We start from the raw sequence: 26,282 nt of genomic DNA, 5'->3' as shown, positions 1-26,282 counted from the left end.
ATTACAAACTTGCATTTCTTGTTTTTATCGCCCTGCGTTACTTAAACCTTCCAAAATGCATCTTTTCGGGCTTAACGGTAGCATCATCCAAAATTTGTATTGTAGTTGATCTACCCAAATCGGGCTCAGCCCATGATCGTATAGCCCAAACCAGTTGTTTATCCGGGTTCACTTCAATGGCCTGTACGGCTGTTCCATCTCCCTTTTTGGCCCAGTTACTGATCAGGGTATTACCATTAGCCAATCTTATCGATTTCTGCAAGCCCGAAAATTTGATGTCGGGCATATCGGTTGTTTTAAATTCCCATACGGTTTCGCCTTTAGGATCCACCTCGCGCACAAAACCTTTATTACTGGTAATTAAGGTATTCCCATTTTTTAAACGTTCGGCAAACCAGGGGTTAAGCACATCAACCGACCATATCATTTTGCCATCGCCATTGTATTCACACACCTTGCTCATATCCATGTGGGCTACCAATAAGGTACCCGCGGCGGTTAGTTCGGCATGCCTGAACTGCGGATGTACAACAAGCGGGTTACCAACCGGCAAATCCATCTCGAACAAGTTTTGATTGGATACGATATTCACTACAAACAGCTTTGCCGGGTTGCCGTTACGGATGTATAAAACCCGATCATTACCAATGGGCCTTGCCGTATGAATTTCAGTTTTGGGCGGCGCGTCGTAATTCCAAACCAGCTTTTTATCGGGGGTAATTTCGGTTATCCCAAACTGGCGCGCAAAAAGGATGTTACCGTTTGATAATAGTACCGCATCGCTTATTTCGCCTTTGCTGGTGGTATCGGTATAAGTCCAAACCACCTTGCCCTTACGCACTATCGACATTATTTTATTGCCCTCGCCCGCGTAAAAAAAATCGTGCCGGGCCAATCCCTTACCAGGCAGTTCGGCCGGGGCCGATGGCTTATCCTGCGCTGCTAACTGCATAGCCGGCAAACTTAAAAGCCCTGCAATAATTAATATTCGGTACATTTTCATGGCTCAAATTTTATTTAACCCCAAAGCCAACCTCGCCGGGCTTAAGGGCATGTGCAGTTACCTGTGCATTGCTCATCTCATCGGCTCCGGCATCTAATGTACCGGTGCGTTCCTGGCCGTCCATATCAAATTTAACACCGGGATATGAACCCGCAGCATGGTCAATAGCAGGGCTTCCCGCCTGGATATGATAAATGCCCGATTTGTCCTTTATCAATTTAGGATCGGCCGTAGTATACCCTTCTGCCGGTATATTACCCGCGTCTTTTACTTTAAACAGGATATTACCACTCCATACACCATCCGTTAATGGTCCCGATATGGTGGCGGCTGCACCTCCACCCTGTATAATATTATTGGCTATGGTTACATGCGTTGCACCCATGCCATCCTTACGGCCGGTTTGTATGATATTATTTTTATTATCGATAAGCGTATTAAAGGCAATCAGCACACGGTCGGGGCGGTCGTGCGCGGTAAGTTGCGCGCCATCCGCTACTTCACCATCGCCGTTGCCAACGGTAATGGCCTCGCTGCAATTCTCAAAATAGTTACTGTATATCAGGTGGTCATCGCCGAAAATGCGCAGACCGGGTGTATTGAAAAAATAGTTGCCATAGATTTCACTTTTGTTGCCGTGGCGCAGGGTAAATTGCGCGGGGCAATCGCGTATGGTATTATAGCGCAATATCACTGCCGATGCCTTAACCGAGATCAGTTCATTCTCGCCAGCACACCGTTCAAACAAATTATATTCAACAATACTATTGCTTGATGACAGGCTAAAACCACTTAGCCCAAACTGGAAAGCTTCGGCCCCGTTTTTGCCGCCCTGACTCACCGCGTTGTTAAAATAATTATGATGGATATGCAGGCGTTCGGCTATTTGTTTACCCTCGCCGCGGATGGCAATAAACCGCCCCATGGCATTTTTGTTCTGGAAGGTGTTATGATCTACCTCCTGGTCGCTGCCGGCAATGGTCAGGTCTTCCCCATCTCCCGGTGTTTCAAATACATTTTGCGTAAAGCGGCAAAAACTGGTACCTATCCCGGTTTTAGCTTTAGAAGCCGGATGGGTAAATTTAAATCCGCTAATCACTACATATTTTGCCGGTTTAACCAAACTGAAACCGCCGGCACCTGTAATTTCGGCTTTACCGGCATGCTGAGCGATAATGGTGATGGGCTTTGCCGCAGTGCCCGCAGCGCTAACTAAAATATCGCCAGTTGTGGTATAAATGCCATCGGCTACAGTGATCACATCGCCGGGCTTGGCTTTATTAACCGCGTTTTGCAGATCGGTTAGGGAAGACACCGTAACCGTTTGCGCCATTATTTTTTTTGATGACAGCATGATCAGGACGATCAGCAATAATGCCAGGCCATTCATCACTTTTTTATAAGTAACCTGGGGGTCAATGTTGTTTGTTCTCTTCATGGTATATAATTTAACAGGGGATTTGAAGTACTAATTTGAATAAAAAACAGCAGCGTTTATTCGCTATAAAAGCGAATGATTCAATTTAATTGGCGTAAATGGCATCTATCATAAAAGCAAGACCCCTCTAATTTTTATGGTCAGAGGAGTCTTGCACAGGTTCAGGTTGTATCGCTAACTTATTTAAACCTATAGCCTACCACAACGCTTAACAGATTATTACGGGCCGATGTACCATCGTTAGTAATACTGGTTAAACCCAGCCCGCAATTAAGGCCCATCTTTACTCCATTTTTCAATTCCAGCCCGGCCAGGATGTTAACGCCAAAATCGGTTGTGTTGATCTGGTCTGCACCGCTGCCAAAAGTAATATCGGTACTGCTTACCCTTTTATAGTAAGTGTTCATGGTGGATTTTTCGCCGAACGAGCCCCAAACCGCGCGGGCAATGTAAGGCCCGGCGCCGGCGTAAAACTTACCCGGCTTTACCACGCGGGTATATAAAAAGTTAATGGGTACCTCAATGTACGTTATATTGGTTAAATGCGTCAGGGTATAAGGGGTCGGGATGCCGTTCGATATAAAATTTTCGGGCGTTACAGAGCGGTTCCCTTTACCTGTTAATAATACTCCCGGCTGCAGGGTAAAATCCTTAAAACGGATATCGAGCATCCCCCCAAATTGAAATGTGGCATACACATGTGAGCCGCCACCTCCGCTTTTAGGCGATTTAGGACTTATCGTCGACATATTAAGCCCTCCCTGCAAGCCAAACCCTATGTTTTGGGCATGTAAACAATGGGCCGTAAATAATAGCATTAGCGCTAATAATATTTTTTTCATAATCGTTTTTTATCTGGTAGGGAATACTGTTGTGCCCCATACGTGAATAGAACCATTGTCTGCATAATAACCTGATGACCGTACTACATTGTAGCCACTAAGAAATAGCTTTGAATCGGCAGTGTTACCCAATTGAAGGTTTAGCTTTCCTTCGGGATCAAAACCGGTACCGTTTGTAGCATAAGTAAATGTGGCGGCTACAGTAGTTTTACCATCGGTAGAGCCGGGCACTGTTGCCGGTGTTACCAGGAAACCTAATTTAGATTCGCGGGTGGCAACAGAGCCGGCCGGCAACAAGGTTTCGTAAATATTAGGGCCAGGCAAAATGTTGTTAAAATTATAGTTTCCCTTAATGATGAGGTATAACAGGTAATTTTTAACAGTTTGTTTACTATACTGGCTCCATTGTGTGGCAGGTACAGTGGTTTTAGGCAAACCCGTTGCCGGGTCTAATGCCGTAACTATCGGGAAATCAAAAAAGAACCCGCGTGCAACCTTGCCGCTTGTTAAACCCATCAGGGCGTCATTATGCAAAAATATATAGGTACGGTCGGGCTTCATATACTCCGTGGTATCAATACCGCAATAATCGATGGCTTTTTTCATCCATCTAAAAACGGTATCGTTTTTATTTGTCGGATTGCCGTTGGCGCGCGATTTTAAATAATCCCAGGCCGTCATGTGTAACTGGTTATCCAGCACAAAATGATCGTACTCGTAGTTCTTCTGATTGTCCAGGCTAAACACGCTGCAGCCTGCAAAAAATAAGCTTAAACCAACTATGGCAAACAGCTTTACAGATATTTTGATAATATTTTTCATGTTGGTATATTTTTAATCGGAATATGGTGGATTTTGAACCAGCAGATCATTAGAGTTTAGCACATTGCGGTGCAATGGCCATAAATACTTTCTGAGGTCGGTTCCCCAGCCTGTAGCGTCGGCGGCAGGTATACCGGCTAAAATCTGTCTTCTTTTAACAACCGGGTCCATAATTTTTATCACATGATCGGTACGTACCAGGTCAAACCATCTTTTACCTTCGCCAAACAGTTCCCATTGTCTTTCCTGGATGATCACATCTTCCAGCAGATCCGTGGTAGCTACCGCAGGATCTGTTGCCAGGTACGGCGTTAACCCCGCTCGCGTACGGATAAAGTTGAGGTATTTAAGCGAGTTGGTTTTATCACCTGTTTTATTCAGCGCTTCGGCATAAAGCAGGTACTGATCGCCCAGCCTGTACATTACCGGATACACATTTATACTTGTGGTCATAGCTGCTGCTGCAACAGTATAGGTGCCGGTAACCCCACCAGCGCCCGGAGGGCCGTAGGTGCCCACATAGTATTTCCACAAACGGTCGCGCTCTTTTTTATTGATATCAAAAGTTGCTTTAACCCTTATATCGGTAGGATTGGTAAGCGGCCAGTTGGTAAAAATACCCAGATCGATAATAATAGGCGTATTATTAGGAGTTGTGGATACGCCCGCCATACATGGGCAGGCATTGGTTGCAAAATCCCAGTTAATGTTCCATATCGTTTCAATACTGGTAGTTGGGGCAGTAAACATAGCATTCCAAGTGGCCTGCGGCTGCAGATCGGTTATAGCTGTCGACCCGTAAACCTTACCGGTAGGCGCCTTGGCCTTGGCCAGGTTCAAAAACCATTTTATAGCGTTTGGATAATCTTTACGCCACATGTATACATCGTTGAGGGTAGCGCAAATGGCTCCTTCGCTGATGGTCCAGGTTGGGTTTGATGTACGGTCTATCATATCATACGCTTTCGTCAGATCGGGGATGATCACCTTATCAAACACATCGTTTTTAGGCGACCGGGCTACAGCGCCGCTTACCGAAAAGTCGTCGTAAGGCTCGGTACGGATCACCGCGTCGCCCCAATTCCGTACAATATAAAAATAGCATATGGCCCGCATGGCATAAGCCTGCGCCAGGTAATTATTTACAATCGCCGGCGTAAGCAGGGCTTTATTAGATTCTAATTGAACGGCCTGCGGTATATATTTGATCAGCAAATTGGCCAATCCTATAGTTCGGTACATAGGCGACCAGTCTGCCCAATCGTTACCGGCGGTTAAACTGTTTAACTGCATTTCGTTTTCCTTATTACCCGAGTTACCGCCGCGTTCGTAATTATCAGAACGGGCTTCGCCCCAGTAAGTCATCCGGTTAGCAGCCTGCTTTTCGCCCATCATGTTTTGCTGGAACGAGCCATACATACCTGCCATGGCGGCTGTTATATCCTTAGCCGACTGGTAAAACTGGCTAACGCTGACTGCAGCAAGGGGTTCTTCAATTAAAAAGCTTTTTTTGCAACCGCACAGCATGGTTAATACCAGGCACGTAACTGTTAATGTTTTTTTCATCCTATTTTGATTTTATAATGTAACATTTAAGCCTAAACCAAATTCGCGTCGTTTAGGGTATTTGCCCCCGTCGACACCGGGCGATAGCACATCCGAAGAAAACTCGGGATCGAAACCGGTATAGTTTGTAAATGTGAGCAGGTTAATGCCGTATACATAGGCGTTTAACCCCTTAATGCCAAATTTGCCCAGCACCTTTGCAGGGACGCTATAGTTTATCCTTGCGCTGGCCAGCCGTATAAAGGTGCCATCTTCAAGGTAAAAACTGTTGTTGCCTTTTTTCTGGTCGCCGTGGGTATCTTTATATGGGAAATAAGGGTATAGTGCAATGTCCCCCTGTTTCCTCCAGGCAGTATAAATGGCCAGCGGCAATGCGGTACCATTTGACGAACCGAAGGTTGATAGGTTTTCGGCAAAGGCATTATAAACCTGCCCGCCAACTGTTGCATTGATATTAAATGACAGGGAAAAGCCCTTATAGGTGAAGGTATTACCTAAGCCAAGGAAATATTTTGGTGTGGCATTACCTATAATTTTGCGGTCGCCATCATCAATTAAACTATCGCGGTTGGCATTTTCCCATTCGGTATCGCCACCTACCAGTTTACCTGCCGGCCCGTATAAATTATGGATGGTACCGGTGTATTTTTGTCCGTTGCTGGTGGTATAATACTCGGCTGTTTTTCCATCTGCCGAAACATTAACCGGTGTTAGCCTGTTCCAATTGCCATCATAGGCATTTGATGCATCCCAGCGATAGATGCCTAACTGGTGCCAGCCGTAAAAGTTACCCAGCCTGCCGCCTTCCTGTATCAGGTGCTTATTATCTGATGTAACAAACTCCTGGTGGTTGGCCAGTGATTTTACAATTCCGCGCTGGAATGATACGTTGGCAATCACACTCCATTTAAAACTTTTAGTCATTACCGGCGCGCCGTTTACCGAAAACTCCATCCCTTTGTTTTGGATATCGCCTACGTTTACCCTAACGCTGTTAAAACCGGTTTCCTTAGGCAATTGCTGATCGGCCAGTAAGTGGTTGGTTGCTTTAACATAGTAATCAACCGTAAAACCTAAACGCCCCTTTAAAAAGGTCAGATCGAGGCCATAATCCTGCTGTACGGTATTTTCCCATTGTATGCTGTTATTACCTAATTTGGTAGCCGTGGTGGATCCGCCTATCAGGTTATAAGTCTCGTCAAAATTGATCAGCGAATACGATTCGTAATTAGGGATCCCATCATTACCCTGTTGTCCCACGCTTGCCCTTAACTTGCCGTCATCCAAAAACGATTTGGTGAACGACATGAATTTTTCATCAGAAAAGCGCCAGGCAACCGAGCCCGAGAAGAAGTTACCCCATTTGCTTTCGGGCCCAAAACGCGATGAACCGTCGCGACGGAACGTTCCGGACAGAATATACCTGCCTTTATAGCTATAGCCCAAACGCCCGAACACGGATTGGGTAGAGTGCGCGCTGGCCGAAGTAAAGCTTTTAGTGATATCGATATTATTGCCGTTAAATACATATATTTTTTCGCTGATGAACGAGGCCGGGATAGCTTCATCATAAAAATCGTCATAACGGCTGCGTTCAGCGCTCCAGCCAAGCAGGCCGGTAATAGTATGATTTTTGGCAATAGTTTTATTATAGTTAAGGAAAGCCTGTAACTGCCAGTTAATGGTTTTATCCAGTTCGTTCTTTCCCCTGTTCTCGTTACCATTATCATCCAAAAACTGCGGCTGAAAATAGATGTTCTGCGAGTTATCTAACTGGGCGTTACCGATACCCGTAATACGCAGGCCCGGTAATATGGTATAATCGAGGGTATTGTTAAATTGCCCCCGGTATGACTGCGTTTCATTTTTTTCGAGCAGTACGTTTGCTATCGGGTTTCGCTTGGTTGACGTATAACTGGTGAGCGAGCCATCAGGCAAATATACCCTGAGGTTATTCGGCCGGTCAAAGACCGGGTTGAGGGACCCTCCGGTGCTCCAGTTTTGATTTTTAGTCCACGAAACGCTTAAACTTGTTGAATACTTTAATTTAGGCGTTGCCTGAAAATCTACGTTAATACGCGATTGGCCACGCTTTGCCGATGTATTTAAAGCAATACCCCTATCGTCCAGGTAGTTTAAACTTCCATAATAGGTCAGCCCTTTTTGCCCGCCGCTCATGCTAAATTTCAGGTCGTTTTTCTGGGCCACATTACCCAGCAACATCGCTTCCAAAAAGTTATCGGAGTTATAGGCAGGGTTTAAGGAGTCGGTAGATGTTCCGGCACCGCTGCTGGCCGGGCTCTGTATCTTCCGCCATAAGCGCAGATCGGCCGAGTTTGCCTGCGCAATTAAATGCGAGATCTTGCCAAACACGTGCGCGTATTGTACATCCAGCCTTGGCTTCCCTTCTTTCCCCCGTTTAGTGGTGATCAAAATTACGCCGTTGGCCGCACGCGCGCCGTATATAGACGACGAAGCTGCATCTTTCAATATCTCAATACTTTCAATATCATTTGGGTTAATAGCGGCAGCATCAGTTGCAATTACACCGTCGATAACATACAATGGTGTATTACCTCCCGATGTTGAAAAAGTGGAAGCCCCGCGGATCTGTATCGTACCTTCAGCACCGGGTTCGCCGCTGTCATTCATAACCAGTACACCGGCTGCCTGCCCCTGCAGGGCATCGTAAAGGTTTATCGGTTGCCTTTCTTTTATCTGTTCGGCGTTTACGGTAGTTATGGCGCCCGTTAAATCGCGTTTTTTTGCTGTGCCGCCATAACCGGTTACCAATACATCATTTAAGGTGCTTACATTATCGGCCAGGGTTACGTTAATGGTGGTGCGGCTGCCTACAACTTCTTCTTTCGTATCGAAGCCTACATAGGTAAATACCAGTACAGCCTTTTCATCGGGTACGTTAATGGTATATTTACCATTAATATCTGTAACCGTAACCAGTGCCGGCGCATTTTTAACCCGGATGGTCACCCCGGGCAGCGCTTCACCTTTGCTATCGGTTACTGTTCCCTGTATTTTTTGGGCAATTATCGCGGCGGGTTTAGCCGTTTCTTCTGTTTTTCTTAAAACTATAGTTTGCTGAAACACCTTGTAAGTAAGCGACTGGCTTTTAATAAAAGAGTTAAGGGCCTCTTCAACCGTAGCATTGTTTACATTAACATCTAATTTGCTGTTCTTAGGCAAATCGAGCTTATCAAACAGGAAGTGATAGTTGGTTTGTTTTTCAATTAATGATAAAACTTTCTCAATGGAAGTGTTTTTTTCATGAATAGTTACATTCTGACTAAAACTTTTGGCACTCAGCTGAGTAAGTGCTGCAATCATCATAAAAGCAGTTAGTTTCATAGCCAATAATATTTGACGCACCCCAGGCGAAGCCTTAGGTATGACCTTAGCATTAAAATTCATATTTTTGTAGTGTTTGGGTTAAACGTTAGCGTTCTATTTCGTGGATGTTTTTTGGGTAGCCCAACATATTGCCGGGATGGTGCTGCAAACACTTCCCGGTTTTTTTATGATGATTTTTGCCGATAGTGGGTTCACCACCAGCCGATCATCCGGACTACCACCCGACTAACTTGATTTTCGTAATTTTTTCCTCATTTGGTTTTTGTTTAAAGTGAATAATTGGTTAGATATTCTTGTATTTGTGTAATTGGTCTTTTTCTGGCGGGTACATTTTAATTGGTCACCGTAACATCCTTGCCTTCAATATCAAAGTTTACCCCGGCATATTTAAACATGCTCAGCAGTTCTGATAACTTTACGTTGCGGGGTATTTTACCGGTAAACTGGCGGGTTGGTATTTTCCCCTGGTAATGGATATCCACATCGTACCAGCGCGCGGCCTGGCGCATAATACCTTCAATGCCCGCGTCCTTAAACTGAAACAAGCCGTTTTTCCAGGCAATGGCCTCGCCCATATCGCCTTCGGTAATCACATTCACATCGCCATACGCATTTAATATGGCCTGGTTACCCGGTTTTAATAACTTGACTGTTTTTTGACTGGTCAGCATAATAGACCCTTCCAGCAGGCTTGTCCGCAATACCGGTTCATCATCATAGGCCATAATGCTAAAGTGGGTACCTAAAACTTTTACCTCCTCGCGGCTGGTTTTTACTATAAAAGGCATATCCGGATTTTTGGCTACTTCAAAGTAAGCCTCTCCTGTCATTTCCACATCGCGTTGCGCCCCGGTAAATTCGGTTGGGAATTTGATGGACGATGCCGCATTCAGCCACACCTTGCTGCCATCGGGCAATACCACATGATACTGGTAACCCTTTGGTGTGGTAACGGTATTATAAGCTATGGCTTTTTCGCCGGTGTTAGCATCGGCTACCTGATAATCAACCTGGCCCTCTTTATTTTTTACGATAACGGCATTGCCCTGTTTGGCAATAACGCCTTTGTTAGCGTCGTCCAGCACTACGGTTGTGCCGTTACCAAGCGTAAGGATGGCTTTATTAGTCCCCGGCAAGGCGTCATGCGACGGGCGCACTTTGGCCATTAGCGGATCAGCGGGCTTGGGTTTGCTTAAAAACCAGGCGCCAACACTCAGGGCAACCAGGATGGTAGCCGCGATACTCCACAAATAGTATCTTTTAGGTTTAATATTCACCACATTTGCCGGTGGTGTATCCTTCAAGATTTTATTCAGTATGTTTTGGCTTTTTTCTTCGTCAAACAGATCTTCGTGGGTATGCAGATCCTCCCAGGCTTCGCGCATTAAATCGGTAAGCTGGTTGTCGTCATAAGTGCTAAGCCGGTCAAATAGTTCCTTTAACTCTTCGGTTGTAGCCTGCTTATGATAATACAGGTTAAACAAATAGGCTATTCTTTTATCGGCGTCGCTCATTTTCAATTTAGAAAAAATTGTAATTACCCGTTTTGCAATAGTACAAACCGGCGGTTATTACACTAATGACAACCGGGGCGATAAAAAAGGGGGTACGTTTTTTAAACTTTTTTAAAAAAGTTTAAAAAAAGGATCAGGAACATGACGATATCCGAGTTACGCTCGCAATAGGTGCTGATAAATGCTACGGCGTGCTGCAGGTATTTCTTAACCGTTTCGCGCGAGATATTCATTTCTTCGGCTATTTCGGTGTACTTCAGCCGTTCATGACGGCTAAGCAGGTAAACTTTTTGCTGCTGGGGAGGCAGGTTATTAATTGCGGTATCCAGTAGGTTATAGTATTTGTTATCAACGGCATCGGGCATTGCAAATTCTTCTTCGGCGGCAAGCTCTTCCTCCCACTGCTGCTGATATTTTTGTTGACGGATCACTTTTTTAATACAGTTAAGCGCGTGATTTTTCGATATCACAAAAAGGTATGCCCTGAAATTCCTGATCTGTGCAAGCTCTGTCCTGTTAGTCCATATCTTCAGGAAAACATCCTGCACTACTTCCTCGGCCAGTTCCATCGAATCGGTTAAACGGAAAATATACGTACCCAATTGCTGGTGATAGCAATCGAATAGCCGGGCAAAGGCATGTTGGTTACCTTCGGCTATTTGTAGCAACAATATATCTTCGTTAAAAAGATCAGGTGCAGGCATAAGTATGTTTATAAATGGTGATTAAAACTAATTTTAAATTCTTATAAAATCAACACGGTTATCCTGTAATTGGCAAATTGAGATAATATTATGCCAATTAAACTTATTTTCACCCTCGGGTATCATAACATCCTACCACCGGTTCAACAAAAAAGGAGTGGTAAAACCACTCCCCTCAAAATTTTGATCTTTCATTTTCATCAATAGCAGACCCAGTTAAACCTGGTAATAGATCAGGCCGATATTTGCACCAGTGACGACATATTGGTAATTTTTGCCTGCTGTATAAATTCGTTTTTATACATGGCGGGGCTTTTGCCGGTTATTTTTTTAAAGTATTTATGAAAGCTTGAAAAACTGTTAAACCCGCTTTCCGTACATAACTGTTTAATTGTCAGCTTATTCTCTATCAGCAGTTTACAGGCATTGCCAACCTTTATTTCGATCAGGAATTGCGAATAGGTTTTTTTGGTACGCGATTTAAAATACCGGCAAAACGAGTTTGGGCATATATGCACTATCTCGGCAATTTTCTCCAATTGGATCCGGCTTCTGAAATTAGCCAGGGAGTATTGATAGATAGCGTTGATCCGGTCGTTTTCCTGTTCCTTATAATCGTATTTAAAGCCAATAGACGACAGCGCGGTAATTTGCTTGCAATTACTGATAGCCAGCAGCACTTTCAGCAACAGTATAATGCGGGTGCTGGCCTGGCTGTATGGCATCATTTCCATCAGTTGGGCTACCTGCTGTTTGTTTTCATCATGCAGCAGCAAACCTCTTTTGGCCTTTTCAAGCATGGTTTTTATCATCTTGTTTTCGGCTAACTGCAGAAAGTTTTGCCCCCAGAAGATCTCGGAAAAATGTATAACTGTGATATCGGCCGGCGCATGCCCGTACACATCAACATACTGATCGTCAAAACGCCAGTAGTGGGGCAGGTTAGCGCCAATCACCATAATATCGCCGCTCATGAACCGGCTGATATGATCGCCGATAAATTGTGTGCCGCACCCTTTCTTAAAGTAAACAATTTCTACCTCGGGATGATAGTGCCACTTATTATGATTAGTTGGCACTGTTTCATGGCGCACGCTGAAAGAGCTTTCTACATTGGCGGATACTTGAAGTAACTTAGGTTTCATGTGTCAGTTAAGGTTACAGCAAAAAGCAAGTGTTTTAATTAAAAGACAATAAGGCCGGCACAAAAGGGGCTATGCCCGATTAATTTTCGGGATACGGCCCTGTAAACCTGACAACCACATTGCATATCAGGTGAATATTGCGCATCTATTCATATTTCCTTCTTTGTAGTTTTGGTTATACCACCTTAGGGTACTCTACCATTTATTAACCTTTTTTCTGTGTGATGAAGAAACTATCTCAAATATCGCGTTCATTATTTTCAAAGGCCAAAACTACGGGGACGGTATCTGTTTCGCGCCGGCAATGGTTAAGTAAAGTATCTCTGCCGGCTTTAGGCGCAACAGTTGGTCTGGGCCTGTTAAGTAAAGGCACCAACGCCGAAACCGGGATAAAAGGCGAAAGCGACCATACCCTTGGTGTGCGCACGTATAATATTAAAGATTTTGGCGCTAAAGGCGATGGTAAAACATTGGATACAAAAGCCATACAGGCCGCAATTAACCAATGTAATAAAGAACAAGGCGGCACCGTGCTGGTACCTGCCGGCACATTTGTTACCGGCACGGTTGAATTAAAAAGTAACGTGCGGTTATATATCTCGGCCCAGGCCATCGTATTAGGTACTGACGATGGCAAGCAATACTACGCTGCCGATGCCATCCCGCTCACCGGCGATTCTACTTTAGGTGATGGTAACGTCGGCTTATTTTTTGCCGTAAAAGCAGATAATATCACTATTGAAGGCCCCGGTACTATAGATGGGCAGGGCGGCCAGTTTCGTGCCCCGGCAAAAGGCGTAATGCCGCCGGCTGGTATTACAGGGCCGCACAGGCCATACCACTTGCTTTTCCATCAATGTAAAAACCTTACTGTACGTGATATTTATTTACTCAACAGCGCTTTTCACTCGGTTAGGGTGATACAAAGCGAGTTTGTGAAGATGGAGGGCCTGCATATCCGCGGCCGGGTAGTGAATAATAACGATGGGTTTCACTTTATCAGCAGCAGGTACGTGCACATTAGCAATTGCGATGTACAAAGCCAGGACGATGCCTGCGCGCTGTTTGGCAGCTGCAAATTTATTACCGTGGATGGTTGCAGCTTTAGCACGCGCTGGTCGGTTTTCCGTTTTGGGGGCGGCGAGGCCGAGAACATTACCGTATCTAATTGCCTGATCTATGAAACTTACGGCTGCCCTATAAAAATGCGCTGCGGACCGGGTTCAAGGTTCGAAAATATTTCTTTCTCTAATATCGTGATGAAGGATGTAACCGGGCCCGTCTCTATTGGAGTGGGCTTACAAAGCGGGCAAGCTGCCACGCCAGAAAGGGCGTCCGGAATTGTGCGCAATATCTCCTTTAGCGGCATTACGGCTACAGTGGTTAAGCCGGTGCGACTGCGCGATGCCACTTTCGACAGTAATTATAACCCCGGCGAAGTATTCTCGTGTGTAGTCCTGAACGCAATGGATAAGGTGTTTATGGAAAACATCACTTTTAACGATGTGCATATTACTTTCCCGGGCGGCGGTACTTTAGAGCAGGGCGCGGTGCGGGATGTACCTAAAGTGGCTGGCGAATACTACCAGATAGGCGTACCGCCATCGTACGGGATTTATGCCCGGAATGTGCGCGGACTGATTTTACATAATGTAAGTTTAAGCACAGCAACCGACGACCTGCGGCCGGCCCTGATACTTGACCATGTGGAAGATGCCGCCATTAACGGTCTGAATTTGCAGGGAAATCCACAAGCCGAAGCTGCCTGCCGTTTGATTGACAGCAGCGACCTGCTCATGACCGCCACCCGCCTTAAAGGCGCTGCCCAGGTTTTTTTACAGGTAGAAGGCAGCGATAACAAACACATTAAAATTGATGGCGGCGATATTTCAAAAGCCACAACCCCGTTTACATTTAAACAAGGCGCCCAACAAAGTGCCGTGAAATGGCGGGAATGATAGTTTGTTTTTGTTCTGCGGGCCACAAGCGCTTACGGCAGCGGATGAGCAAGGCAACTCCCTTAGCTTATGCTCGCCTCATAGATCAGCCACCCGTTCAAAATTACATAAGTGGCCAGCAGTACCTGTGCGCATATAAAATCGAAGCGTTTGGCCCGTTCTATTTTGTCCTGCTTAATCAACCGAAGCGAATAAGCCGTGGAAATGATCACCATCAGGATGAACAGCAAAGTCATCCCGTGTAACGAGTCGACCAGCGTAAATGTAGTGGTTTCGGGCAGCGACGAATCTACAATATACTTATTACCGATAACCGCGAACAATGCGCCCACGCTTAATCCAAAGCGCGAATCGATACTATCAAAGTGGATGTAAAAGCACATATACGCAATCAGGAAAGCAACATACATCCCCAAAAACATTTTCCAGAACAGGCCCATCGCATCGCGGTCTATTTTTAGCCTTACCTTATAATTGCTGTATTCGGTATGCGGTTTTTTCAGGCTGGCATCGCCAAAACCGGTTTCGTAAACTTTGGTGCCGGTGGTAATGGTCAGGCTGTCTATCCGCCAGCCCCGCAGGGTAAAACGCGGATCGAAATGTTTGCCCAGCGTATCCGATTTAAACACCAGCGCTTTAGAATCAAACTGCGAATTCTCGATAGAAAAGCGCAACCGCTGGCTATCAAAGGGGAAATTCTCTGTGGCCCAGGTGTCCTTCATCACGCACTGCAGTTTCATTAGCAGGTAGATCTGCCCGCCGGTAGAATCAACCGTGGAGTAAGATGTAGTGACCGTTTTAGCCTGCGGCACTTCCAGGTTATGCAGGAAATCGAATTTTTTGTTCTTGTATTTCAGCCATAGCCACAGGTTAATACTGTATTCCTTATCCTTAAAATTAATATCGTGGATACTGGTAATATAAACGCCGCTTTGCACGGTATCCGGCACGGAACGCTGCGCCTGGGCTACAACGCACAACAGCAACATAGATAGCAGTAACAGGTATAGTTTCATAGATGATTAGATCTGATCAGGCTAATCTACTAAAATGATGCCTAAATAACCCATTCTGAAAAAAACAGCTCAAAACCTGTAACAATTTTTAAGTATCTTAGTCCATCTGATTAATAAGCTAATTATTTTGAAAAAAACACCAAAAACAATCATCAAAGCTGGTATCAGCGCTTTATTATTAAGCGTGACCGGCTTTTCGGCATTTGCACAAAAACTAAATACTGTACAGGAAGCCAGCGTTTGGGCGCCGGCCAATGTTAAGGTTGATGCCAAATTAACCGAGTGGAACGATACTTTCCAGGCGTTTAACAAAACCACCAATGTTTTCTACACCGTATCTAACGATGACAATAACCTGTACCTGGTCATGAAATCAACTGATCAATCCACCAATAACAAAATTGTTGGCGGCGGTATCAATTTAACCATCAACACGGCAGGCAAAAAGAACGAGAAAGACGCCTTTATATTGACATTTCCGGTAGTGAACATGGCTAATTTACGCAGCACCATGATGCAGGGTATGAGTATGAGAGCACCTGGTGGCGGTGGTCAGCCGCAAACACCCGACTCTGCAGCTATTGCAGATATGCGCAAAAAAGCGGTCAGCACGTTTAAAGAAGTTAAACTGCTAGGGTTTAAAGATATCCCCGATAGTGTGATCTCCATTTACAACGAATATGGCATTAAAGCCTTTGTAGATTTTGACAGTAAAGGCGCCCTGATTATTGAAATGGCGGTGCCGCTTAAAGCTATGCACCTGGATGCTGGTTCGGCATTTGCTTATAACATTAAACTAAACGGTATTAACCTGAACGCTCTTATGCCGGGTATGAACCACATGGTTATGAGCGGAATGGGCGGCGGCGGCGCCAGCTTTAGTGGCGGTGGTGGCGGCGGTGGTATGGCCACAACAGTTGTTGTAAGCGGCGGTGGTATGGGCGGCGGCGGTGGTATGCCGCGCAGCATGGGCGATATTGCCAACATGCTAAGCCCTACAGATTTTTGGGGTAAGTATACCGTGTCTAAAAAGCAGTAAACACCATTAAACATATTGACAGGAGCCCTCCCGAATACTCGGGAGGGCTTTTTTTATTAACAGATTTAGCACTAAAAAACAATTGCTTTGCCTGCCCGTTATATTGTTTATAGCCAATATTGCTTTGAAACCCTTATTATTTAAATATTGCATTACTACCCTGTTTCTCCTGTTGCTGATGATATCACCCGCAAGCGGGTTCTCTATTTTGGCACATGAAGCTATTATTGATGCCGAATGGGATAAGCAGATAAAACCCTTGCTCTTAAAAAAATTTCCGGGTTCAACCGAAGACGATCTGAAAAAAGCGCACGCCTATGCTTATGGCGGTTGTATGCTGCCCGATATGGGTTATATGCCTTTCGGCGATCCTTTTTTTACCGATTTGCTGCACTATGTGCGCAGCGGCGAATTTGTATCAACCATGGCCGATGAAGCACGTAACCTGAACGAATATGCATTTGCACTTGGGGCGGCATCCCATTACATGGCCGATAAATATGGCCACTCGCTGGCTACCAATAAAGCTGTACCCCTGTTTAAACCCGATTTAAGGGCCAAATTTGGCGATGTGGTTACTTATGATGATGACCATGCATCGCACACCCGCATGGAATTTGCATTTGATGTGATACAGACCGCCCGGGGCAATTACGCTACAACATCGTATCATAACTTTATTGGCTTCAGTATGTCGCAGCCTGTTTTAGAACGGGCTTTTTTAAAAGTTTACGGCCAGGAACTTAAATCGGTATTACCCAACTTTGAATCGAGCGTAGCTACGTTTAGATGGGGAGTAAGAAATTTGTTCCCGGCGATGATCAAGAACGCGTGGAAAACACAAAAAGATACGATTATGAAGTTTAACCCGCTGGCCACGCGTAAAAGCCTTAGTTTTAAAATTCCACGGCGGATGTTTAACCAGGAGTTTGGAAGCAACTACACCCGCCCCGACTTTAAGGCCCGCGCCATTGCTTTTATGATAAAAGTATTACCGAAGAGGGGGCCGCTTAAAAAGTTCAAGTTCAGGTACCCGGGGGTTGAGTGCGAAACCCTGTTTCTCAAAAGCATGGATAGTATCCTGACCAATTATACCCGCATGTTGCAGACTAACCCCAACCATCTTACGCTGCAAAATATCGACTATGATACCGGCAAGCCAACCACCATGACTGAATACCGCCTGGCCGATATTACTTATGATGAATTAATACTTAGGTTACAGGAAAGTAAGTTTACTTATTTAACCTATTCCTTACAGCAAAATATCCTCAGCTATTATCATAATGCTGATAGTGTAAAACTATCGCAATCGCCATCAGGCTACGGTAAAAAGGTATTCCAGGCATTGAGTGCTATGAAAGCTTTAGATCTGAAGAACGGACCTATGTTAAAACCCAGCCAGGGACAAGGCAATTAGCGTCAGTTAATTACAAGGTACTGGCTAAACTTCCTGTTCACTTAAAGTATGCCCCCGGGGTGGTTTTGAAAATGATGAACTTTCATTTCAAACATTTCGGCTATTTTACCGGCCCGCCATTTGGCTTCATCGGCTTTATCGCCGGTAAATAGTTCATCAACGGTTTGGGTAAACAATGCTATCCAGCGTTCAAAATGCTGAGGCCCTACCGGCAGCGTAGCATGCGGCGGGAATGGCCGGCCACTGTAAGTATGCTGGCCTAACAGCGTGGTTTGCCAAAAAGCATACATTTTTTCCAAATGCTGGGGCCAGCGGTCTTGTATCCGCTCGTTAAATACCGGGCCAAGCAAATCATCGGCCCGCACCTTATCATAAAAGCCATTTACCAGCCTTTTCACGTCATCTAAATCCAATAATTGTGTTTGGCCTTCCATATGCTGCTGTTTTATTTAACAGCTAAATTAAGGCTTCTGCGGGGCTTTTATGGTAATAGGTGGGTCAAATATCATTAGTGGCGATTTTTTGTTGTAGAGACGCAATACTTTGCGTCTCCCGTTTGCAAAGAGATCATGCAGAACGACACGCTACATCACCTTTATAAATTGAACACGTTTTGAGATTGCTTCGTACCTCGCAATGAAGTGGTTGTGAAGGTGTAGTGCAGAAACCCCTCCCTGCCACAACACGGGCAATCGCACTCCTCGCCGTGGGAGGGAACTTTTACTAATGACCAATGACAGCGCAGCGAAATGCCTAATGACAATCAGAAATCCAGCGGCCCCAACCGGCGCATATTTTTCAGGATGAGGTATTGATGATGCTGCAAACGGTAATCGGGGTTAGTGGCCGACCATTTCAGCGGATTGGGAAATATAGACGCTATAGCGGCCGATTCGCGCCGGGTGAGTTGTGATGCCGGTTTATGGAAGTAAGCCTGCGAGGCGGCCTCTATGCCGTATATACCGTCGCCCATTTCTATCTCGTTCAGGTAAACTTCCATAATACGCTTTTTACTCCAAAAAACTTCTATCAGCAAGGTAAACCAGGCTTCGAAAGCTTTACGGATATATGAGCGCCCCGGCCACAGGAAAACATTTTTGGCCGTTTGCTGCGATATGGTGCTCCCCCCGATCAGTTTATGGCTATGAGCGTTTTTATCAATGGCGCGTTCCATGGCATTAAAGTCGAAGCCGTAATGGTTTAAAAACTTCTGGTCTTCGGCAGCCACGGCGGCACGCTTCATCGGGTCGGAAATATCTTCAAAATCCACCCACTTTTTATCTATCTTCCAGTCTTTACCATCCGATTTACGCTCGAAGCCACGCGTAATCATCAGCCAGGTAACGGGCGGATTTACAAAACGATAAAGCAGCACCATAAACAGGCTTATCCCTACAAAAAATATAAACGTGAGCTTAACCACGCGCCAGACGAGCTTCCAGATACCGTTCATGCCGTGAAAATAGTTTTTTGATTGCGAAAGGCAAAATGGGAATTGCTAAATGTGCCGGACCGACTACAATGCGCCGAAACCCTAATCCACCCCGTCATTGCGAGGTACGAAGCAATCTCAAAACTTTGCAAGCCATTACGTACCTGATTACGCCGGGGAGATTGCTTCGTACCTCGCAATGACGGGCGGTGATAAATCGCATAAAAAAAAGCGTCCCGGTTTTCGGGACGCTTTTATATCATTTCGCAATCGGCATTACGCCTTTCGCATTTAAATTACTCAGCTACCACTTCAAATGGAACCTGTACCTTAACCTCTTTGTGCAGGTTTAAGTTAGCTACATATTCGCCAACAAATTTAGGTTCAGTTTCAAAAGTGATGCGGCGACGGTCAACCTCGAAGCCTTGTTTCTTTAATGCATCAGCTACCTGGATGGTATTGATAGCACCAAAGATCTTACCGCTTTCGCCTGCTTTAGCGCCGATGGTTAGTTTTACACCTTCCAGTTTGGCTGCAATAGCATCAGCATCCTTGCGGATCTTCTCTTGTTTAAACTGCGCTTGTTTAATGTTCTCGGCCAATACTTTACGTGCTGACGGAGTGGCTAACTGTGCAAATCCCTGAGGGATTAAAAAGTTACGGCCATAACCAGGTTTTACATTAACGATATCGTCTTTCTCACCCAGGTTTTTAATATCTTGTTTTAAAATAACTTCCATTGTTTAAACCTCCCGATTATTTTAGTGAGTCAGTAACATAAGGTAATAAACCGATGTGGCGGGCACGCTTAACAGCCTGGGCCACTTTACGCTGAAACTTTAATGAAGTACCAGTTAAACGGCGTGGCAATAATTTACCCTGATCGTTAACAAACTTTAATAAAAAGTTAGCGTCTTTGTAATCGATGTATTTAATACCGTTCTTTTTAAAACGGCAATATTTTTTACGGTTATCGTCCACCTTGGGAGCAGTAACGTATTGAATTTGTTCGTTAGCCATTTGTTATGCCTCCTCGGTTTTAGTTGCCGGCTTTTTGTTAAATGCACCGCTGCGTTTTTTCTCGTTGTAAGCAATGGCATGTTTATCCAAAGCAATGGTCAGGAACCGCACAACGCGCTCGTCGCGCCTCAGGTCAATTTCCAGTTTGTTAATTAGTTCACCCGGGGCCTTGTATTCAGTTAGGTGATAGTATCCTGTCGATTTTTTTTGGATCGGATACGCTAATTTTCTCAGACCCCAATTATCCTCCTGGATAATTTCGGCTCCGTTATCTTTAAGGATCTTTGTGAATTTGGCAATTACCTCTTTCGCGGTCTCCTCTGATAACAACGGGGTCAGAATGATTACGGTTTCGTACTGTTGCATTGATTAATTTGTTTTTTACTTTTACCCGTCTATAAACGGGGACGCAAATGTAGCAAGTATTTTTGGTTTATCAAAGTGCTGATTACAAAATGTCTGAACCGGGATTTGTCGGATTTATAAGATTCGCAGGATACCTAAATCGTGGTCATCATTTAATCCGATAAATCAAAGTTCAGACTTTCCCCATCGGGTAGGAAAGCTTTGGGCGTTGCCTTCGGCCCGGGCTATCCGTTGCAAGTCCTCGCTTTTCCTTCCACACAATCCGGCACACGCTGTGGGCTTTCCACTACTATCCCTAACGCGGGCCATCGCACCTTACTCACCCCGACATTGCTGCGCTCGTCGGCCCTCTCTTCGCGTTCCGCGGAAAGAGGGCCGAACGTATGGTTAAGACTTACTAAGTTTTGAAAACTTCGTAAGCCTGTTTCTTAGTCCCCTCTTTCCGCCGCAGACGAAGAGAGGGTGGTGCAGTGAAGCGTAGACCGGGTGAGTCCCCCGCGTTAGGGATTGGAGGAAAAGCCCGGAGCCGGGAAGGGTTAGCGCGCCGGCCTGGCGAGGACTTGTACGGAAAGCCCGGGCCCCAGGCAACGCCCAATTTAATGTAAAAACGCCCCAATTATCCAGAAAAAAGTTCTGTATTTGGATAAAGAAATAAAATTATAACTTTATTAATCAGATATATATGAAATTTAAGTAAATACTTAGTTTAATTAAAGAAAACACTCAGCTCAATATGTTCGCCTCATATTTTCCAGTTAAAGCAATCCTTTAATCAGGCAATTACCGATGCAAAAAACTGCGGCTGCCATGCCTTAAAACACCAAACAAATCGCATCTTTGTAAGGCCTTCGGCCTACCAATGCCAGGCCAAAAACACAACCAATTATGTTAGATAAACAAGGCATAGCCAAACGCATAGCCCGCGAAATTAAGGACGGATATTACGTGAACCTGGGTATCGGCATTCCTACCCTGGTGGCTAATTATATCCCGGCCGATATGGATGTGGTGCTGCAATCGGAGAACGGTTTGCTGGGCATGGGCCCCTTCCCTTTTGACGGTGAAGAAGACCCCGACACCATTAACGCGGGCAAGCAAACCATCACCATGCTGCCCGGTTCGGCCGTGTTTGATTCGGCCATGAGCTTTGGGATGATCCGCGCCAAAAAAGTAAATCTCACCATTTTGGGCGCCATGGAAGTATCCGAAAACGGCGATATAGCCAACTGGAAAATTCCGGGTAAAATGGTAAAAGGCATGGGCGGCGCCATGGACCTGGTGGCCAGTGCAGAAAATATTATAGTAGCCATGCAGCATGTAAACAAAGCCGGCGAATCTAAACTACTCCCTGCCTGCACCCTACCCCTCACCGGCGTTAACTGCGTTAAAAAAATAGTGACCGAACTGGCCGTGCTGGATGTTTTACCGGGCGGTGGTTTCAAATTAGTTGAGCGCGCGCCGGGCATTAGCGTGGATGAAATTATAAAAGCTACCGCCGGGAAGTTGATTGTGGACGGTGATGTACCGGAGATGATGTTGTGAAATAAAGTCACAGACCTCCTCGATCCATAGGCTTCAGTCACAGACTGAAGCCAGTAAAAATTTAAACGGCGGCATTGCTTTGCAATGCCGCCGTTATTATAAGTATACCTGGTTTCAGTCTGCGACTGAAACTTACGGATGAAACAAGTCTGCGACTTGTTACTCAATATAACTCTCCAATATCTTAAATCCGCCTTCGGTAATCAACTCTACCTGATCAATCACCTTTGGCAGCAGCAGACACTCTCCCATTTTTACGGCATATTCTCCGCCGTTGTATTTCAGGGTATAGGCACCTTCCACGCAAACATGTATCACAAACGAATCAAGGCCGCTGTAGTCTTTCGAAACGCTGTGGGTATAGTCCATTACATTTGTGGTAAAATAAGGGCATTTAACCAGGTGTACGTCCTCGTTTTGTTTGGGTTGGTATTGGGTCTTATATTCGGGGTAAACGTTGTAATCAAGGGCAGCTAAGGCCAGTTCGGTATGCAGCTCGCGCTTTTGGCCCTTATCGTCTACCCGGTCAAAATCATAAATACGATAGGTAATATCTGATGTTTGCTGAATTTCGGCAATCAACAAACCTTTGCCAATGGTGTGCACACGGCCCGCGGGTAAAAAGAACACATCGCCGGCGCTTACCTGCTCTTTGTTCAGGATATCCATAATATGGCCGCTGTTTAGCTTATCTACGTAAGTCCGCTCATCTACCCTTTCGCTGAAACCAGCAATAAGGGTCGAACCCGGGTCGGCTTCTATCACATACCACATTTCAGTTTTGCCAAATGAATTGTGGCGCTTTTTAGCCAGTTCATCATCCGGGTGCACCTGGATAGACAGGTCATCATTAGCATCGATAAACTTTACCAGTAGCGGGAAGATGTTGCCAAAGTGGTTATAAACATGCTTGCCCACCAGTTCATCTTTGTACTGTTCCAGCAGGTCGGCCAGGGACTCGCCCGCCAACGCGCCATTGGCTACCACCGATACATCAGATTTTACACCCGAGATCTCCCAGGTTTCGCCGCAATTAGGCAGATCGCCAAAATCTTTATGCAGGTAGGTCCTGATCTTTTGACCGCCCCATATTTTATCTTTAAAAATGGTTTTGAATTGTAGTGGGTATAATGCTGACATGGTAGTGTATTTGATTTTGCTAAGTTATGAAGTTAAACAAGAAAGATAAAAACAAGTTCTGATCAACATTTTAGTTTTTATTAAATTTTCAATAGCTTAGAGGCAACCTTACAAATCCTTACATAATGGAAGAAAGCTTTCACGATCAATTATCTCCTGCCCACGAAATAAACAATAATTGTATTAACTGTAACAGTCCGGATGTATTAACAGGCTATCCTAATAGACTTTGTGCGCCATGCAGGCAAAACTTAATTAATTTCCCAATCCCCATGTGGGTTAAATTATTTGGCGCGGGTGTATTGGTAGTAATGGTTATCTCAATGATATGGTTACCCCAAAACTTTAGCGCGGCAATTAATTTAGCAAAAGCAGAAAAGGCCGAAAAGAAACATGAATATTTAACCGAGCAACGCGAATTAGAGAAAGCTATAAAAATAGCCCCAAAATCGGAAGAATTGCTTTTGCATTTAGCAATTGCAAGCTTTTATAATGCCGACTTTAAAACCCTGTTTAATTGTACAGAGGCCCTTAAAGGCAGGAAAATGGAGGATACAGCATTGGTTAACCGCGTTAATGAGGTAATGACTGAAACCCAATATTACATACCTGATTCTACGTTTAACACAGCATTTGCAAAGTATAAAAATACCACTGTACCCGATACTGCTTATAAAAGCTATATCAAAAAATACCCCGGCGATATGTATGCTGTTTTTTCGCTGGCATCGTTATATGCCGATCAGGAAAAGTATCCTACTGCCGATACTTTATTGAATAAAGTATTAAACATGCATCCCCGCTTTTTACCGGCATTAGCTACCAGGGCTATGGTTAAGCGCGAATTGAACCAGCCCGATTCTTCGCTTAAATATTGTGATGAAATGCTGGAGATGAACCATCAAAATTTATATGCACTATCATCAAAAGCACGTACGCTGATTAAGAAACGAAAAAACACCGAAGCGCTGCAAATGGCCAAACAGGTATATGCCCTTGATAAAAATGATGGCTATAACACATCTACATTAATTTTAGCCTATCATTTTAATAACGATCTTAAAAAACGTGATGAGATGATAGCTTTAGCACGCCACGATAGTGTTAAGGCAACCTATTTTAAGTATGTGCAAAATGTAATTTCAAATAAAGTTAAATATCAAAACTAAACCTTACTATGTTTATTCCCGGTATATTAATTACGCTGCTTACCTTTCCCGGCGTTATTGTTCATGAACTGGCCCATCAGCTTTTTTGCCGCTGGTTTAAAGTGCCTGTTTTTAAGGTAGTTTATTTCCAGGCAGCTAATCCGGCAGGATATGTATTACATGAAACGGTGCCCAATAAATTGCATTCGATATTAATTAGCGTGGGGCCATTTTTTGTAAACACCATATTAGGTGCACTGATAGCTTTCCCTGCAGCTTTACCCATATTTAAATTTGATAATGCCACCCCTGCCGATTATTTATTGATTTACCTGGGAGTATCTATTGCTATGCATGCTTTTCCCAGCCGGGGAGATGCCACAGCTATACTGGAGTCAATAAAAGAATCGGGGACGCCTTTGTGGGTGAAAGTTTTAGCCTATCCCGTAGTAGGCTTGATATATGCTGGCGCAATAGGCAGTTTCTTTTGGCTTGATCTTGCTTATGGTATAGCTATTGCAATTGGCCTGCCTACTTTATTAATTACATTATTGGCTTAATCAACAATATCGATTGCTAATAAACAGCCCTGTTCAGCACTAAATTTAAGTTTACTTTAGCCTGTTGTATCTCTACCGGCGATATACCGCCCTGCCCGTCGCCGATACTGGCATATAGCTTGCCGTCTTCCACAAATACAACGGTGTATTTGCCATCGGGCAGTTCGGCCTGGAAAAAGCCTTGCGCATCTGTTGTTACGGTTTTTATCAGTTGGGTATTAAAGCTATCGTACAAACCATTTACGGGCATAGCAGGCGTTGCATTAGTGCTTTTGGTGTAAGCGTAAATGCGCACCTCGCGCTGTATAGCACATTCGGTACAGGTGCTGGGTGTCGGGCTCACCATCGGCATACAATTGCCCTGCCTGATAGATACTGTTCCCCATACCCCTTTGGTAATGGTCGCCTTACTGCTGTTTTGTGTTTGCGTTTTTTGTATATCGCAGGTTTCCGCGCTTTCCTGGGTCTTATTTTTTTTACAGGATATGGATAGGATCAGTACGGATAATAAAAGACAGACTGCTTTTTTCATAACATCAGGTTTACTGTTTTAATATATTACGATAACAAAACCCTTAACGCTACATTACAACAAAGCCCATCTTTTTAGGATGGGCCTGCCTATTTAAACCTCAGAGAACTATTTTACGATAATAAAGTACCTGCTTTTTAACGAATCGGTATTGGCCTTGCCGTTATAACTAAAGGCTGTAAGTTTATGATTGATGCAGCAACTGTTAGTTATTTGCATGTTGTAGTAAACGGTGTCCTGGTCGGTATCACTTAATTTTAAGTAAGTGGTATTTTCGCCCGTCTTTGCATTAAGCACTATTTTGCGGTGGTTGATATTTGGCGGGGTTACTCCAGCACGTATAATTGATATACCGGCGGCGGGATTTAGCTGCATAATTTTCAGGCTATCGTAATGTCCCGGTGTCGCGGGGTTTAACAGATCGCGCCCCTGTTTATCTATAAAATCAAGTATAATTATTGGCAAAGACTGGGCACAAGCAAGCTGCTCGCAACCATTTTGTGTGGCATCTACGCCCTTTGTACAAGCGTTTAACATGGTTAAAACAACGGCGCAAAAAACGCAAATTTGTAACGCGTATTTTTTTCTCATAATGCTTTTTTAATAATATTACGAGTGCTAATAACAATATGCTACAATAAGCAAAAGCCCCGAATTTAAACTCCGGGGCTTTGTGTTTTATCCTTTTAGCTTTTGGCTATTATGT

At 44.6% G+C, this 26,282-nt stretch carries 24 protein-coding genes; 6 read left to right on the top strand and 18 right to left on the bottom strand.

Annotated elements, in window-relative coordinates; genetic code table 11:
* Nucleotides 1-37: 37 nt before the first annotated feature.
* The 9 genes from AC07M6_RS19720 to AC07M6_RS19680 form a co-directional block, all read right to left on the bottom strand.
* Nucleotides 38-1,003: a hypothetical protein gene (locus AC07M6_RS19720; protein ID WP_494892415.1), complete on the bottom strand. Its 966-nt coding sequence runs from the start codon at nt 1,001-1,003 to the stop codon at nt 38-40.
* Between the two features lie 10 nt (nt 1,004-1,013).
* Nucleotides 1,014-2,441 carry a polysaccharide lyase 6 family protein gene (locus tag AC07M6_RS19715; protein WP_494892413.1) on the bottom strand — a complete coding sequence of 476 codons (1,428 nt, stop codon included), beginning with the start codon at nt 2,439-2,441 and terminating at the stop codon, nt 1,014-1,016.
* A gap of 179 nt (nt 2,442-2,620) precedes the next feature.
* Nucleotides 2,621-3,283: a porin family protein gene (locus AC07M6_RS19710; RefSeq protein ID WP_494892411.1), complete on the bottom strand. Its 663-nt coding sequence runs from the start codon at nt 3,281-3,283 to the stop codon at nt 2,621-2,623.
* 9 nt (nt 3,284-3,292) lie between these two features.
* The gene (locus AC07M6_RS19705) at nt 3,293-4,105 is read right to left on the bottom strand and encodes a hypothetical protein (protein WP_494892409.1); all 813 of its coding nucleotides are present in this window, start codon (nt 4,103-4,105) and stop codon (nt 3,293-3,295) included.
* 12 nt (nt 4,106-4,117) lie between these two features.
* Entirely contained in the window at nt 4,118-5,671 is a 1,554-nt protein-coding gene (locus AC07M6_RS19700) for a RagB/SusD family nutrient uptake outer membrane protein (RefSeq protein ID WP_494892407.1), read from the bottom strand.
* Between the two features lie 12 nt (nt 5,672-5,683).
* A complete protein-coding gene (locus AC07M6_RS19695) occupies nt 5,684-9,037 on the bottom strand; it encodes a TonB-dependent receptor (protein WP_494892405.1) in 3,354 nt (1,117 codons plus the stop codon).
* A gap of 335 nt (nt 9,038-9,372) precedes the next feature.
* A complete protein-coding gene (locus tag AC07M6_RS19690) occupies nt 9,373-10,554 on the bottom strand; it encodes a FecR family protein (RefSeq protein WP_494892403.1) in 1,182 nt (393 codons plus the stop codon).
* 101 nt (nt 10,555-10,655) lie between these two features.
* The gene (locus AC07M6_RS19685; RefSeq protein ID WP_494892402.1) at nt 10,656-11,258 is read right to left on the bottom strand and encodes an RNA polymerase sigma factor; all 603 of its coding nucleotides are present in this window, start codon (nt 11,256-11,258) and stop codon (nt 10,656-10,658) included.
* 233 nt (nt 11,259-11,491) lie between these two features.
* Nucleotides 11,492-12,403 carry an AraC family transcriptional regulator gene (locus AC07M6_RS19680; protein WP_494892401.1) on the bottom strand — a complete coding sequence of 304 codons (912 nt, stop codon included), beginning with the start codon at nt 12,401-12,403 and terminating at the stop codon, nt 11,492-11,494.
* Between the two features lie 224 nt (nt 12,404-12,627).
* Here AC07M6_RS19680 and AC07M6_RS19675 point away from each other — a divergent pair, with 224 nt between their 5' ends.
* A complete protein-coding gene (locus AC07M6_RS19675; RefSeq protein WP_494892399.1) occupies nt 12,628-14,361 on the top strand; it encodes a glycoside hydrolase family 28 protein in 1,734 nt (577 codons plus the stop codon).
* A gap of 62 nt (nt 14,362-14,423) precedes the next feature.
* Here AC07M6_RS19675 and AC07M6_RS19670 read toward each other — a convergent pair whose 3' ends face one another.
* The gene (locus AC07M6_RS19670; protein WP_494892398.1) at nt 14,424-15,377 is read right to left on the bottom strand and encodes a hypothetical protein; all 954 of its coding nucleotides are present in this window, start codon (nt 15,375-15,377) and stop codon (nt 14,424-14,426) included.
* A gap of 127 nt (nt 15,378-15,504) precedes the next feature.
* On the opposite strand from AC07M6_RS19670, the gene AC07M6_RS19665 reads away from it, so the two are divergent.
* Both AC07M6_RS19665 and AC07M6_RS19660 read left to right on the top strand, forming a co-directional pair.
* Nucleotides 15,505-16,416 (top strand): hypothetical protein, encoded by a 912-nt coding sequence (locus AC07M6_RS19665; RefSeq protein ID WP_494892397.1) that lies wholly within the window; start codon nt 15,505-15,507, stop codon nt 16,414-16,416.
* A gap of 124 nt (nt 16,417-16,540) precedes the next feature.
* Nucleotides 16,541-17,836, top strand: a complete 1,296-nt coding sequence (locus AC07M6_RS19660; protein WP_494892396.1) for a zinc dependent phospholipase C family protein — start codon at nt 16,541-16,543, stop codon at nt 17,834-17,836.
* Nucleotides 17,837-17,877: 41 nt separating this feature from the next.
* Here the strand turns inward: AC07M6_RS19660 and AC07M6_RS19655 are convergent, their stop codons facing one another.
* The 5 genes from AC07M6_RS19655 to rpsF form a co-directional block, all read right to left on the bottom strand.
* The gene (locus tag AC07M6_RS19655) at nt 17,878-18,270 is read right to left on the bottom strand and encodes a group III truncated hemoglobin (protein WP_494892395.1); all 393 of its coding nucleotides are present in this window, start codon (nt 18,268-18,270) and stop codon (nt 17,878-17,880) included.
* Nucleotides 18,271-18,599: 329 nt separating this feature from the next.
* Nucleotides 18,600-19,289 (bottom strand): monofunctional biosynthetic peptidoglycan transglycosylase, encoded by a 690-nt coding sequence (gene mtgA / locus AC07M6_RS19650; protein ID WP_494892394.1) that lies wholly within the window; start codon nt 19,287-19,289, stop codon nt 18,600-18,602.
* A 275-nt stretch (nt 19,290-19,564) separates the two neighbouring features.
* Nucleotides 19,565-20,008 (bottom strand): 50S ribosomal protein L9, encoded by a 444-nt coding sequence (gene rplI / locus AC07M6_RS19645; protein WP_494892393.1) that lies wholly within the window; start codon nt 20,006-20,008, stop codon nt 19,565-19,567.
* 16 nt (nt 20,009-20,024) lie between these two features.
* Entirely contained in the window at nt 20,025-20,288 is a 264-nt protein-coding gene (gene rpsR, locus AC07M6_RS19640; protein WP_494892391.1) for a 30S ribosomal protein S18, read from the bottom strand.
* A gap of 3 nt (nt 20,289-20,291) precedes the next feature.
* Complete coding sequence (rpsF, locus tag AC07M6_RS19635; protein WP_494892389.1) at nt 20,292-20,654, bottom strand: 30S ribosomal protein S6; 363 nt, start codon at nt 20,652-20,654, stop codon at nt 20,292-20,294.
* Nucleotides 20,655-21,539: 885 nt separating this feature from the next.
* Between rpsF and AC07M6_RS19630 the strand changes: the two genes are divergently transcribed.
* On the top strand, nt 21,540-22,196 hold the full coding sequence (locus AC07M6_RS19630; RefSeq protein ID WP_494892387.1) for a 3-oxoacid CoA-transferase subunit B: 657 nt from the start codon (nt 21,540-21,542) through the stop codon (nt 22,194-22,196).
* Nucleotides 22,197-22,355: 159 nt separating this feature from the next.
* On the opposite strand, the gene AC07M6_RS19625 is transcribed toward AC07M6_RS19630, so the two are convergent.
* The gene (locus AC07M6_RS19625) at nt 22,356-23,336 is read right to left on the bottom strand and encodes a type I phosphomannose isomerase catalytic subunit (RefSeq protein WP_494892385.1); all 981 of its coding nucleotides are present in this window, start codon (nt 23,334-23,336) and stop codon (nt 22,356-22,358) included.
* Nucleotides 23,337-23,461: 125 nt separating this feature from the next.
* Between AC07M6_RS19625 and AC07M6_RS19620 the strand changes: the two genes are divergently transcribed.
* Together AC07M6_RS19620 and AC07M6_RS19615 are read left to right on the top strand one after the other, a co-directional pair.
* Nucleotides 23,462-24,505 carry a tetratricopeptide repeat protein gene (locus AC07M6_RS19620; RefSeq protein ID WP_494892383.1) on the top strand — a complete coding sequence of 348 codons (1,044 nt, stop codon included), beginning with the start codon at nt 23,462-23,464 and terminating at the stop codon, nt 24,503-24,505.
* Nucleotides 24,506-24,513: 8 nt separating this feature from the next.
* Nucleotides 24,514-25,044: a DUF3267 domain-containing protein gene (locus tag AC07M6_RS19615; RefSeq protein WP_494892381.1), complete on the top strand. Its 531-nt coding sequence runs from the start codon at nt 24,514-24,516 to the stop codon at nt 25,042-25,044.
* Between the two features lie 16 nt (nt 25,045-25,060).
* On the opposite strand, the gene AC07M6_RS19610 is transcribed toward AC07M6_RS19615, so the two are convergent.
* Both AC07M6_RS19610 and AC07M6_RS19605 read right to left on the bottom strand, forming a co-directional pair.
* Nucleotides 25,061-25,576, bottom strand: coding sequence for a hypothetical protein (locus AC07M6_RS19610; RefSeq protein WP_494892379.1), 516 nt, complete (start codon nt 25,574-25,576; stop codon nt 25,061-25,063).
* A gap of 108 nt (nt 25,577-25,684) precedes the next feature.
* On the bottom strand, nt 25,685-26,167 hold the full coding sequence (locus tag AC07M6_RS19605) for a hypothetical protein (protein WP_494892377.1): 483 nt from the start codon (nt 26,165-26,167) through the stop codon (nt 25,685-25,687).
* Nucleotides 26,168-26,282: the final 115 nt, after the last annotated feature.

It is taken from the genome of Mucilaginibacter sp. GW821-FHT07H05 (assembly GCF_059418485.1).
The sequence above is the reverse complement of the archived record's forward strand: the minus strand, read 5'-3'. Positions and strand labels throughout refer to the sequence as shown.